Annotated in this window: 11 protein-coding genes; 7 read left to right on the top strand and 4 right to left on the bottom strand. The window is 67.8% G+C overall.

Going from position 1 to position 12,639, the window contains the following annotated elements; all coding sequences use genetic code 11:
* Window positions 1-156 precede the first annotated feature (156 nt).
* The 6 genes from AB0J95_RS26880 to AB0J95_RS26905 all read left to right on the top strand — a co-directional run bounded on the left by AB0J95_RS26880 (window position 157) and on the right by AB0J95_RS26905 (window position 8,082).
* Window positions 157-4,203, top strand: coding sequence for an alpha-N-acetylglucosaminidase TIM-barrel domain-containing protein (locus AB0J95_RS26880; protein ID WP_364763315.1), 4,047 nt, complete (start codon window positions 157-159; stop codon window positions 4,201-4,203).
* A gap of 8 nt (window positions 4,204-4,211) precedes the next feature.
* A complete protein-coding gene (locus tag AB0J95_RS26885) occupies window positions 4,212-4,868 on the top strand; it encodes a sialidase family protein (protein ID WP_364763318.1) in 657 nt (218 codons plus the stop codon).
* The gene (locus AB0J95_RS26890) at window positions 4,807-6,198 is read left to right on the top strand and encodes an exo-alpha-sialidase (RefSeq protein ID WP_364763321.1); all 1,392 of its coding nucleotides are present in this window, start codon (window positions 4,807-4,809) and stop codon (window positions 6,196-6,198) included. The genes AB0J95_RS26885 and AB0J95_RS26890 overlap by 62 nt, the downstream gene beginning before the upstream one ends.
* Window positions 6,164-6,601 (top strand): hypothetical protein, encoded by a 438-nt coding sequence (locus AB0J95_RS26895; protein ID WP_364763323.1) that lies wholly within the window; start codon window positions 6,164-6,166, stop codon window positions 6,599-6,601. Before AB0J95_RS26890 ends, AB0J95_RS26895 begins: the two co-directional genes overlap by 35 nt.
* A gap of 58 nt (window positions 6,602-6,659) precedes the next feature.
* Window positions 6,660-7,082, top strand: a complete 423-nt coding sequence (locus AB0J95_RS26900) for a nuclear transport factor 2 family protein (protein WP_364763326.1) — start codon at window positions 6,660-6,662, stop codon at window positions 7,080-7,082.
* A 136-nt stretch (window positions 7,083-7,218) separates the two neighbouring features.
* Window positions 7,219-8,082 carry a sugar phosphate isomerase/epimerase gene (locus tag AB0J95_RS26905; protein WP_364763329.1) on the top strand — a complete coding sequence of 288 codons (864 nt, stop codon included), beginning with the start codon at window positions 7,219-7,221 and terminating at the stop codon, window positions 8,080-8,082.
* A 12-nt stretch (window positions 8,083-8,094) separates the two neighbouring features.
* On the opposite strand, the gene AB0J95_RS26910 is transcribed toward AB0J95_RS26905, so the two are convergent.
* The 4 genes from AB0J95_RS26910 to AB0J95_RS26925 all read right to left on the bottom strand — a co-directional run bounded on the left by AB0J95_RS26910 (window position 8,095) and on the right by AB0J95_RS26925 (window position 11,543).
* A complete protein-coding gene (locus AB0J95_RS26910) occupies window positions 8,095-8,769 on the bottom strand; it encodes a response regulator transcription factor (RefSeq protein WP_364763332.1) in 675 nt (224 codons plus the stop codon).
* Window positions 8,766-9,863, bottom strand: a complete 1,098-nt coding sequence (locus AB0J95_RS26915) for a histidine kinase (protein WP_364763335.1) — start codon at window positions 9,861-9,863, stop codon at window positions 8,766-8,768. The genes AB0J95_RS26910 and AB0J95_RS26915 overlap by 4 nt, the downstream gene beginning before the upstream one ends.
* 73 nt (window positions 9,864-9,936) lie before the next feature.
* Entirely contained in the window at window positions 9,937-10,776 is an 840-nt protein-coding gene (locus AB0J95_RS26920) for a type II CAAX endopeptidase family protein (protein ID WP_364763338.1), read from the bottom strand.
* A gap of 116 nt (window positions 10,777-10,892) precedes the next feature.
* The gene (locus tag AB0J95_RS26925) at window positions 10,893-11,543 is read right to left on the bottom strand and encodes a MarR family transcriptional regulator (RefSeq protein WP_364763341.1); all 651 of its coding nucleotides are present in this window, start codon (window positions 11,541-11,543) and stop codon (window positions 10,893-10,895) included.
* 606 nt (window positions 11,544-12,149) lie between these two features.
* On the opposite strand from AB0J95_RS26925, the gene AB0J95_RS26930 reads away from it, so the two are divergent.
* Entirely contained in the window at window positions 12,150-12,638 is a 489-nt protein-coding gene (locus tag AB0J95_RS26930; protein ID WP_364763344.1) for a hypothetical protein, read from the top strand.
* The last annotated feature ends 1 nt before the right edge of the window (window position 12,639 follow it).

A 12,639-nucleotide genomic window follows, 5' to 3' on the forward strand; every position in this document is an offset into this window, starting at 1 on the left:
GAACCGTTCCAATGCCCGGTGCAGCGTCGGCCGTGGTACTTCCCTCGCGATTCCTTTTCTGTTCCGTCCCAGGTCAGCGGGGTCTTCTCGGCGCAACGGGTACACCTAAGGTGTAGACAACCAATGTCGTATGTCCTATGTCAGCCTGGGGTGCCGATGCGTGACAACGGGGTGTCCAGAAGAACGTTGCTGGCCGGAGCGGGTGCGGTCGCCGTGGCGGGCCTGGTGCCGATAGGCAGGGCCGTGGCCGCACCCGCCGACACGACTGCTGCGAGGGCGGCGATCACGCGGCTGTTGGGTGGTGACACGGCCCGCGCGGCCCAGTTCACCCTGTCGACGCTGTCCGCCGACGGCGATGCTTTCACCATTAGCGGGAGCACGGGCCGCGTCGAGCTGGCGGGGACGAACACGGTCGCCCTGGTGTCGGCGTTTCACTGGTGGCTGAAGTACGTGGCGGGTGCACACGTGTCCTGGAACGGCGACCGGCTGACGCTGCCGGAGCAGCTGCCCACAGCCGACGTCACCCGACGCACCGAGCTGACCGACCGTTATGCCTACAACTTCTGTGTGTATGGCTACACAACGCCGTACTGGAGCTGGTCGGACTGGGAGCGTGAGCTGGACTACCTCGCCGCGAGCGGGGTGAACCGAGCGTTGTCCTTGGTGGGTCAGGAGATCGTCTGGTACGAGACGTTCACCCGGTTCGGCCTGAGCCCCAGCCAGGTGCTCACGTGGATTCCGTACTCGGCCCATCAGCCGTGGGTCTGGTACGGCAGCATCTCGGTCGGCGGGTCGGTCACCACCGGGTTCCTCCAGCGCCGCGCCGAGCTGGGTGCGCAGATCGCCGACCGGATGCGGGAGCTGGGCATCACGCCCGTGTTCCCCGCGTACATCGGGCACGTGCCCAGCAGCATCTTCGCCGCGGCCAACCCGAGCGCCAAGGTGCTCCCCCAGGGCGACTACAACGGCCAACCGCGACCGGACTGGCTGAGCACTACCGACCCGCTGTATCCCCGCGTTGCCAAGGCGTTCTACGAGTCACAGGCCGCCCACTTCGGCGTGACCACGCACTACTCCAACGACCTGTTGCACGAGGGCGGCACCACCGGCGACGTACCACTCGCGCAGGCCGCACAAGCAGTACAGGCTGCTATGCCTGCTAGTTCGGTTTGGGCACTACAAGGGTGGGCGGGCAACCCGCGTCAGGCACTGGTGCAGGCCCTGGACACCGACCGTCTCCTCGTGCTCGACCTGATCTCGGACACCACGGAGACATGGCGGACCACGTCGGCCTACTGGGGTGCCCCGTGGGCCTGGGGGTCTATCGGCAACTTCGGGGGCAGGTTAGGCATGTTCGGCAGCCTGCATGAACCCGCCGAGACCCTGCCCGCCGTCCGCAAGCTGCCCGAGCGTGGACGGTTACGCGGCACAGCAGCCATGGCTGAGGCACACCACCACAACCCCATCACCGGGGATCTGTGGGGTGAGACGGCCTGGCGGGATGCGCCGTTGGACCTGAGCGAGTGGGTGCACGACTACGCTCGCCGCCGCTATGGCGTGGACGACCCGCACGCCGCAGCCGCCTGGCAGACCTTGCTGGACACGGCATACCGGTTCCGGCGAACCGAACCGGCGGACGGTGAGGGGCCGTACGAAACGCCGTTCGCCGCCCTGCCGAACCTGACCGTGACCCGATCGTCCCGGACCGCGCCGGCCAGCCCCCGGTACGACCTCGACCTGTTCATCCCCGCCTTCGTCGCCCTCTTCGCGGCCGACCCCGCACTGCGTACGCTGCCGACGTACCGCTACGACCTGGTCGATGTCACCCGTCAGCTGCTCGCCAACCGGGCCAGGCAGCTGCTCGAGGACATCCGGGCCGCGCACGAGGCGAAGGACATCCCGCAGTTCCAGACCCTCACGGCCCGGTTCCTGCGATACCTCGACCTCACCGACAAACTGTTGGGTACCAACGAATACTGGCTGCTGGGCAGCTGGCTGGCGGCCGCCCGCTCGTGGGGTGAGACCGCGCAGGAGAAGGCGCAGCTGGAGTACGACGCCCGCAGCATCATCACCATCTGGACGCCGAAGGCCTACGCACGGCTGCGCGAGTACGCCAACCGCGAGTGGAACGGCCTGCTGGCCGACTTCTACCGGCCACGGTGGAGTGCCTGGTTCGCTGATGTGGCAAGGCGGCTCGCGACGGGCGACACCAGCTTGCCGTCCAGCGAGCCCGACGCCTGGGCCGCGACGAGCGAGGCGTGGACGCACGAGACCAAGACGTACCCGACGCAACCCGTCGGCGACACGTACCTCGTCGTGCAGCAAATCGTGGCTGAGCTGACCGCAGAACCTGGGCAGGGCGCGTTGCACGTCGTCGCACCACAGTTCTGTGCACCGGATGTCGCAACCGAGGTGACCGTGCGGTTCACCAACCGTGACCCGGGTCGTCCCCGTACTGGGGTACGTATCGTCCTCACTGGAGCGACTGCCGTGGGCACCACGACGTTCGCCGAAGTGGCCCCAGGCGCGTCGGTCACGACGACGTGGCGGTATACGCCGTCAGCACTCCCGCGGGATACAGCGATGGTCGTCACCGAACTCACCGCCACGGCCGACTACACCGACGGCACCACGGCACGCCAGACGCAAGAGACAGGCGTGCTACGGGTCGGCCTGCCGCCCCAAGCACCCAACCAGACGCACGCCTCCACAACAGGCGGCGTTGCCCAGCAAGGCAAGCGGTACACGATCTTCGCCGCCGGCCGGGATCTGTGGAAGGGCACTCAGGAGTTCGCCTCGGTCTACCGACAGGACGCCGTAGGCAACGGCGAATCGGTAGTCACCACTGTCACTCGGCAAGACGACACGGCTCCTTGGGCGAGGGCCGGGCTCCTCGTCCGCAACACGGTTCCCGCCAAGTCCCCGGCAGTCGTGCTCGCACGCACCCCAGGACACGGGGTCACACTCCAGTGGGACAGCACTGGTAGCGGTTCCATCGACCAGACGGTGTCGCTGGCGTGGACCGCCACGACAGCGTGGCTGAAGCTGACCAAGTCGGGCGGTTCGTTCACCGGGTACGCCAGCAGCGACGGCAAACAGTGGCAGCAGGTCGGGAAGGCCGACGTGCCCAACGCCGCCTCCCGCATGGACGCCGGGTTGTTCGTGACCGCTGTCAGCGAGGTCATCGGTTCCGCCGACTTCACCGGCTTGCAGATAGAACGGGCGACCCGGCCCGGCAACGACCTGCAGCGCTACCAGTCGTCCGGCAAAGTCGTTGCGGCACCGGCGAAGGACGGCCGTCTGGAGCTGTTCGTGGCTGCGGCCAACGGAGTCTGGCACCGCTCGCAGACAGCCATCAACGCGGGTTGGGGCGCGTGGCAGAACGCCGGCGGCCCGGCCGGAGCGACCCTCGCGGTCGGCCGCAACGCCGACGGCACCCTGGAGGTGTTCGCCACCAATGCTCAGGGAACCTGGCAGTACAGCCAGCCTTGGGACACATGGCAGGACACGGGTGGCCCAGGTGGGCGGGACATCGTGGTCGGTCCGTCGGAGGACGGCAGGCTGGAGGTGTTCCTAGCGGCTGCCGACGGCATACGGCACCGCTGGCGGACTACTAGCGGCACGTGGTCTGGTTGGCAGAGTGAGCAGGGCCCCGGCAATGCCGTGCTCGCGTTGGGCCGTGAGGCCGCTGGCACGCTGGTGTTGTTCGCTAGCGGCGCCAACGGGACCTTCCAGCGCGACCAGTACGCGGTGAACGCAGGCTGGGGGCCGTGGCTGCCCATCGGTCCCGCGGGCACCGACCTGGCCGTCGTGCCCGACCAAGACGCCCGGCTGGAACTCCTCCTCGCGACCAGCAACGGCGTGCAGCACCGATACCAAGGCACGACCAGCGGTGACTGGACCGCGTTCACCTCATCAGGTGGTCCTTCGGCAGCCCGGCTAGCCGCGGGACGTGACCCTGATGGGTTGATCACCGCCGTGGCCGTGACCCCGGACGAGTCGTGGCAGCGGGCGCAGACCGCGGCGAACGGCGGATGGGGTTCGTGGCAACGGATCGGCGCGGGCGGCTCGGACGCCGACCTGTCCACCAACCAGGACGGCCGCCTCGAAGCGCACGCCATCCGGCCCGACCAGACCTGGGTCCGCTTCCAGCGCACGGACCACTCGTGGAGCGATTGGCAGCCGTTCGGCAGCCCGGCCTAGGAGGACTCTTGTTACGGCTGTTGGTTGTCGCCGCTGTATTCCTGCTGTCGCTGACGGTTCCGGCTCAGGCCGCGCCCGTGGGCGCGTTCACCGAGACCGAACTGTGGGACTCGACGGACAACGACGCTTACGCGAGCTTCCATGTGCAGGGCTTGGCTGTAGTCAATGACGTCGTGCTGACGTTCACCGAGGGCAGGCCCCAGGTATCCGACGCCGGGCCGAAGGACCTGCTGATGCGTCGCAGTGTGGACGGCGGGCACACGTGGGATGCCAGTGTGCCCGTGGTCCCGGCCGATCCCGCGCAGAGCTGGGGCAACGCGACGCCGGTGGTGGACTCGCAGACGGGCCGGGTGTGCTTGTTCTACAAGGGTTCCGGTGGGTCGATCTTCGTCAAGCGCAGCGACGACGCCGGAGTGACCTGGTCGGCCCCGGAGGACCTGACGCCGTTGTTCGCATCGAACCCGCACGGCTGGACCCGCAACAGCCCGATTCCCGGTCACGGCATCCAACTGCGCAACGGCAGACTGTTAATGCCCGTTAACCACCGCGCACCCGACCCGGACGCCAACTACGGGTTCGACATGCTCTACAGCGACGCCCACGGTGAACCGATCGTGGCAACGCGGCACACCGGCGCCGCTGGACCCTGCGTATCCCATCAATGAAAGCCGTGTGTACCAACGAAAAGACGGTTCGGTCGTGATCAACGGCCGGTGGGGTGCGGGCGGAACCCGGTACCGCATCACGTCGACCAGCACCGACGGCGGGCAGACGTGGTCGCCGCCCGTGGTCGACGGGGCCACCGGCCAGTTCGTGGCCGTCGACGCCGGGATGGTCCAACTCGGCGACCGGTTGCTGTTCAGCCGACCGGACTCGTCGGCCCGCGCGAACATGACCGTCTCCATCTCCTACGACGAGGGCGCGAGCTACCGGTACAGCCGGGTGGTCAACCCCGGCCCGTCGTACTACTCCGACCTCGGCGTGCTGTCCGACGGCACGGTCCTGTTGGTGTACGGGCGGGACGGCACCCTGCCCAGCTTCCCCGAACGCATCACCGCCGCCCGGTTCGACCTGGCGTGGCTCACCAACGGCCGCGACAGCACGTCGTCGTCCCAGGAACTGGCTTCTGCCGACGCCCGCGGCGGCACGGTCGTGTCCGACGCCAACGCTATGGGCGGTAAGGCATTGCGTGGGGACAACGTCGAGGTTCCGTTCGACGTGGCTGCAGGCACCTACGACGTGGCCGTGCGACTTCAGCGGCGCTCCGGCTCCGTTCAGGTGCGCGTGAGCGTCGACGGTTTGGCTCAAGGGCTCATCGACCCGAAGCTGACGGTCGGCCAGGGCTATCAGGTGTACCGGGTGGGGACGCTGCCGTTGACCGCCGGACGTCACTGGCTCCGGTTCACCGGCGCGGTCGTCGCGGACCAACTGACCCTCACCTCGGGTCCGCCCGCCGATCCGCCGAACGTGGTGGCGGACAACGACTCCGTGGCGAGTTTCGAGGTCGTGTCGGACACTTGGGACCGGATCACCACCGGGACCGGCTACTTTGGCCAGAGCGAACGGGTTCATGCCGGTGGCTCCGGCACGGCGAAGGTCCGGTTCCGGCCGGACGTGCCGATGAGCGGGATCTACTCGGCCGCCGTGTGGTACCGGGCCGCGGCGGGCCAGGCGTCCAACGCGTCCTTTGTGGTCCATCACGCCGGGGGGCAGTCGGCGGTCAAGGTGGACCAACGGTCCGGCGGCGGCCACTGGGTACCGCTCGGTTGTGCGCTGGCATCCCGAAATCCCGGCGGCGGGCATATACCAGGTGGCCGTTTGGTACACGGAACACCCCAACCGCGCCACCAACGCCACATACACCGTCGGCACCACAGCAGTCACCGTCGACCAACGCAACCACGGCAGCCAATGGGTCTCACTCGGCACCTTCTGGTTGTCCCCCGGCACCACGGTCGCCTTGTCCGACGCAGCCAACGGGTACGTCGTCGCTGACGCGATCCGTGTGACGTACCAAGGCGTCGTCGCCGACAATGACACCAGCAGCTACGAGGTGCTGTCCGGCGTGTGGGACCCGGCAACCGGCGTCTCCGGCTACTTCGGCCAGAACTACCGTACTCACCCCGCTGGCACGGGCACTGCCGTCGTGCGGTGGCACCTCGGCGTGCCTGCATCAGGCATGTACCAAGTAGCCGTCTGGTACGCCGAGCATCCCAACCGTGCCTCCAACGCCCGTTACACCGTAGGTACCACCACTGTCACCGTCGACCAACGCGACCACGGCGGCCAATGGGTCTCCCTTGGCGACTTCTGGCTCACGCAGGACACCACGGTCACCCTGTCCGACGCGGCGAACGGGTACGTAGTCGCCGACGCCGTCCGCCTCATCCCCACCTGACATTCCGGGTCGCTGTCTGGTCGTACCAGTGAGAGCCACCACGGAAAGGGAGCGCGAAATGGGTGAAGCGACGATCAAGCAGCAAATCGACAAGCTGGTCGAGGGAATTCACAACAAGGACCTCGACGCGCTGAAACGGATTTACGCGACCGACGTCGTGTCCTTCGACGTCGAACCGCCTCTACAGCATGTGGGTGTCGAGGCGAAACTCAAGAACTGGACCCGCGTCTTCACATTTTTTCAGGAAGTGTCCTACGAGGTCCGCGATCTGACCCTGATCGTCGACGAGCACCTGGCGATCGGTCACTGCTTCGGCCGGCTCAGCGGCACTCTGCGGAACGGCACGTCGACCGATGGTATGTGGGTGCGGGGCACGTTCTGTTTCCGGAAGATCGACGGTTCCTGGCTGATCGTGCACGACCAGGCGTCGGTCCCGTTCGACATGGCCACCGGCAGAGGAGTGACCGACCTGGAGCCCTGACGTCCACAAAGGACGCTCTGGCGAATTGCAGCCACAATCGGCGGTAGCGGGCCGGGGGCCATGTCTGAATCATGGAGAGGACCTGCCCCCTTTCGGTTCCCGGTCAGCGAAACAGCCGATACACCAAGGAGTTCGTATGACGGTCAGCCGCCGTTCCCTGCTGATGTCGGCCGCATTCGCGGCCGCAGGCACCGTCCTGTCGAACACCTCGGCTAATGCCGCGCACTGCAAACCCGCGCCGATCGCGCTGCAGATGTGGTCGTTGCACGAACAGGCCGAGCAGGACCTGATGGGCGCCTTGGACCGGGTCGCCGAAATGGGTTACGTGGCCATCGAGAGCTACGAACTGTACGGGCATTCACCGAAATCGGTCCGGGCCCACCTCGACGCCCTCGGCCTGCGCCTGTGCAGCTCCCACGCGCCGTTCCCGGAAGGCCCCGACGCCAAGGCCATCCTCGACCAGTACGCGGAACTGGGCGCGAAAACCCTGGTGTGGAGCCTGGAACCGGAGGAGTTCGACACCCTCGACGCGATCCGCCACGGCGCGGACCGGATCAACGAAGCCGTGGCCAATGCGGCCGCGTACGGCATGCGAATCGGCTACCACAACCACTTCGCCGAGTTCCGCAACACCTTCAACGGCCGCAAGGCCTACCGCATCCTGCTGGATCTGCTGGACCCGTCCGTCGTCATCGAACTCGACACCTACTGGGCGAAGACCGGCGGCGTCGACCCCGCCGCCGTGGCCCGCTCACTGGGCAACCGCCTGGAGTACATCCACATCAAGGACGGCCCCGCCACCGGCATGGACGACTACATGGTCCCCTACGGCCAAGGCGTGATCGACGTCGACGGCGTCGTCCGCGCCAACCCCTCGGTGCGCTGGAACATCGTCGAGATGGACCGCTCGCACTACGACATGTACTGGCTGCTCCGCAACTGCTACGACTACCTCGTCGGACGCGGCCTCGCCACTGGAAGGCGACCCGTTCACCACTGACCGACGTCAGCTTCACTCGGTGGTGACGAGTCCGACCCGATAGGCGAGCACGACGGCCTGGACACGGTCGCGCAGGTCGAGTTTCGTCAGGATCCGGGAGACGTAGGTCTTCACGGTCTCGGTGGTGATGCACAGTTTCTCGGCGATCTCGGCGTTCGACAGGCCGGCGGCGATCTGTTCGAGCACCTCGAGCTCGCGGCGCGCCAACGCCTGCCGCACCTGCTCCCGAGCCGGCCGGGTGGTGTCGTTGGGACGCAGGCGTTCGGCGAAGTGGCCGATCAGCGTGCGGGTCACCGCCGGGGCGACCAGCGACTCACCGGCGGCTACCGTGCGCACGCCCGCGATCAGCTCCGCCGGTGGCGCGTCCTTGAGCAGGAACCCGCTCGCACCTGCTTTCAAAGCCTCGTAGACGTACTCGTCGACATTGAAAGTGGTTACCACCAACACTTTCGCCGGCTGCGACACGCCGGGACCGGCGAGCTGCCGGGTGGCCTCGATGCCGTCGAGGATGGGCATCCGGATGTCCATCACGACAACGTCGGGGCGCAGCCGCAACGCCTCCTCGACGGCCTGCCTGCCGTCCTCGGCCTCGCCGACGACATCCATGTCCGGCTGCGCCGAGAAGATCGTGGTGTAGCCGGCCCGCACCAGCGCCTGGTCCTCGCAGACCAGCACCCGCACCGTCATGCCTGCCTCCTGGACGGGATGAGAGCGTGCACACGGAACCCGCCTTCGGGCCGGGCCGCGGCCACCAGTTCACCATCGAGCATGCGAACCCGTTCCCGCAGACCGCTCAGGCCGCGTCCGCCCGGCGCGACCGCGGGCGCGCCTTGGGTGGTCCCGTCGGTCGTCACCTCGATCTCGATCCGGTCGTCATGATCGTCGATCTCGACTCGGGTGCGGTGTCCGGTCGCGTACTTCATCGCGTTGGTCAACGCCTCCTGCACCACCCGGTACGCGGCCAGTTCGATGTCGACGGCGTGCTCACGTTGGTCGCCACGCCGGGAAAGCTCGACCGGCTGGCCGGACAACCGGGCCCGCTCAACGAGATCGCTGACCCGGCCCAGGGTCGGTGACCGGTCCGTGGTCGCGGAGTCGCCGGTCGCCTCGAGCACGCCGAGCAGGTGCCGCAGTTCCGTCAACGCCCGGCGACCCGTGTCGCTGATGGCGCTGAGCCCTTCGCCGACGCGGTCCGGCGCGCCCTCGAGCAGGTACTGCGCCGCATCGGCCTGGACGACCATCGCCGTCACGTGGTGGGTCACCACGTCGTGCAGGTCTCGTGCGATGCGGGCTCGTTCGTCGGCGGTGGCCACCTCGACGCTCAGCCGACGGTGTTCCGCCTCCTCGGCCCGCCACCGCCGCATCGCGGTCCCAGCCATCCACATCACCACCAGACTCAAGTAGAACGCGACGAAAACCTGGATCTGACTGGGAGATCCGAGCAGGTGTAAAGCGATTGCCAGTCCGGCATAGGCCGCGGTCGCCACGAGGGCGATCGCCCGGCGGTGCCGGATCTGGTGCGCGCCAACGGTGAACAGCGCCAGGTAGAACCCGATGCCCGCGAAGGTGTCCGGGTAGCCAAGCGATTGGTGCAGCGCGAAGGCGGCTCCGGTGAGCGCCAGGCAGACCGTGGGCCAGCGCCGCCGGATCGCCAGCGGGGCGGCCTGGCCGGCGACCAGCACGAGCGTGAGCGTGTCCACCGGGCGCTTGGGCAGGTCACCGAGCTGCGGCCCGATGGACGAGACGGTGGGCACGAAGGCCAGTGCCAGGAACACCAGCATGAACGCAGTGTCCTTACTGGACTGGGGAAGACGTTGCCACCAGGTGGGTAACCGCACCGCGCGAGCCTACTGCTCAGGCCGTGACCTTGGCACGGCGCTGGATCCGGCCGGTGCGGGCCGCGCGGCGCAGCAGGATGACGGTGGGAACCGCGCAGATCAGCAGCAGGAACAGGCTCGCCTCGGGGCCGAACACGCCACCGGTCAGCACAGCCGGGCCGGACAGCGTGGTCTTCAGCAGGCCGGGCACGGTGTCCGAGCCGGACATCGTGACCCCGAAGATCCCGGCGTGGGTGAAGTCCCAGGCGAAATGCAGGCCGATCGGCAGCCACAGCGAACGGGTCAGGACGTAGAGCGAGGTCGTCAGCAGCCCGCCGGTCAGGGCGATCGACAGCGCGCCCCACAGCGTCGCGTGGACGTTGACGATGTGCGTGAACCCGAAGATCAGCGAGGACAGCACCAGGGCGATCACCGTGCCGGTCCGTTGCTCCATGAGCCGGAACAGGATCCCGCGGAACAGCACCTCTTCGGTGATCGCGACGCTCGCCGTCAGGCCGGCGGTGCCGAGACAGCCCCAGATCGAGCCCCAGGACACGTCGTCCCAGCCGCCGAACATCGCGATCAGCAGCATCAGCAGCACGAACAGGCCGGATCCCAGCATCGCCCCGCGCCGCAGCTGGGACCACATGCCCGTCTTCGGCAGCTCGGGGACGTCCGGCCGCTGTTCGATCACCCGGGTCAGCTTGCGGTAGGCGGCCAGAACAGCGAAGACAACACCGATCCCCACTGGCAGCGCGAGGATGATCACCGGCGACACGAGCTGTATGAGCGCGCCGTTCGCGACCATGATCGCGGCGAACACCACCAGCAACACCGGAAACCGGAACCTGTACAGCGATCCGTTCGCACTAGCCATGATCCTGCTCCTCTCGGTCGAATCTCCTTGCGATGCACAGAGATTAGAAAGAGAGGCAGGGCCACTACATCCCGCTGGAAACGACAACCCAGGTAGCTCTCACGGGGGACAACGGCTCAGCGCGACGTGCCTTTGTCCAGGATGTTGCCGTGAACGGCCTCCAGCGCCTCGGTCAGCGGGCCGAGCAGGTGGTCCGGCAGGCCGTCGAAGAACAGCCGCCGGACCACCTCCACATGCCCCGGAGCGGCGGCCTCCAGCGCGGCCCACCCTTCTTCGGTGAGGAACACCTCGGTGACGCGACGGTCGGCTGTGGACGGTTCGGTCGCGACCAGGCCCCGTTCGGTCATCCGCCGGGCCTGATGGGACAACCGGCTGCGTTCCCAGCCGATCTGGGCGGCGAGGGCAGTGATGGGCATGCGGTGGCCGGGCACGTTGCCCAGCGCGGTCAGCACGTCGTAGTCCGCCAACGACATGCCGCTGTCCGCCTGCAGCTGCCGGTTCAACTCATACGTCAGCCGCAGCTGGACGCGCACATACGCCGGCCACGCCCGGCTCTCGTCCGCACCGAGACCCGCCGCGGCGGGATCCGACAACGTGATCACGCGTCCGGCGTCGCCGGTCAGCTCGATGGCATCGGGCAACACCCCAGCGCCCGCCGCGTCGAACACCGCGTCGACCTCGCCAAGCGCGCGGATCCGCTCGGCGATCGGGCTGGAAGTGCGACCAGCGCAACGCGCACAGCTCGCCCTGGCGGGCGCCGGTGACAATCGCAATCCAGATCAACACGGCCAGATCCGGGTCCGGCCGCGCGTGCAGAAGGATCCGGGTCACCTCGTCCGGGGTCGGTGGTTGCGGGTCGGGTGCGGGTTTGGGTCGCGGGTTGGCCAACACTGTGGGGCTGGTGTACAGCCAACCCCAACGACGGGCCTGCCGATACGCGCTGCTGATCAGAAAGTGGATCTTGCGGATGGTCGCGGCCGACAGCGGCCGACACTCGTGACGCTTGGCATCCCGGCCGCCGCCTTCGGCCACTGTGGAGGCTGCAGCCGACATGGCGGCCGTCGTGGCGGCGGGTGTGCCGCAATGCTCGCGGCAGCGAGCAAGTTCAGCGCAGAACCCATCCAAGGTCTCCGGTGGCACGGCGCCGCATGCAAGCGGCCGATCAGCGGAAAGATGTGCTTGCGGAGATAACCGCGATAGCTGCCACGAGTAAGGACACCGGCGCGCATGGTCGCGACGTGCCGCTCCACCAGGTGACCCAGGGTGACATTGGTCCGCCACCATGGTCACCAGCCGCGCACGCACCACCTCCGCCTGGCATTCTGCGGGGGACTCGATGCTGACCGTGTCGTTCAAACTTCGAGACGGCCATCGTGTCGATCGAAGGCCCGCAGGCAAACCTCGTGTACTCCGCCGGGCAGGCCGCCGATGGGCTGACACAGTTGCGGGAGACCCATGACCACACCGGGTTTCATCTGTTGATGGCCCTGCGGCGGGACGATCCCCCGGGTTACCAGGAGATTCCGGCCGGGGCACGTGCGCCCGTCCTCGCCGGTGCGCTTGCGCATGTCCAGTGGCTCAACGACTTCGGCTACCTCGACCCGGGCGGGTCGTATGTCGGGCCTGCCGGCGCGGCGTTGCTGGAAGCGGGGAATCCGGCCCGGCAGTACCTCGTCGAGCTTCTGGGCGACCACTCCCCGGCACCCCTGCGCGGATCGGAGGAAGCCATAATGGCGAAGATGTTCGGCTACCGCCGCTGCGACTTCGCGTACCGGTTTCTGACCTTGCTCACCGGCCAGGACCTCCCGTTCGCCCCCGAGCCCGCCCGCCGGGACGAGCTGGTCACCGCGTTGCGGAAGTAAG

Origin of the sequence: Actinocrispum sp. NPDC049592, assembly GCF_040675465.1 — a bacterium.
Taxonomy (GTDB): domain Bacteria; phylum Actinomycetota; class Actinomycetes; order Mycobacteriales; family Pseudonocardiaceae; genus Kibdelosporangium.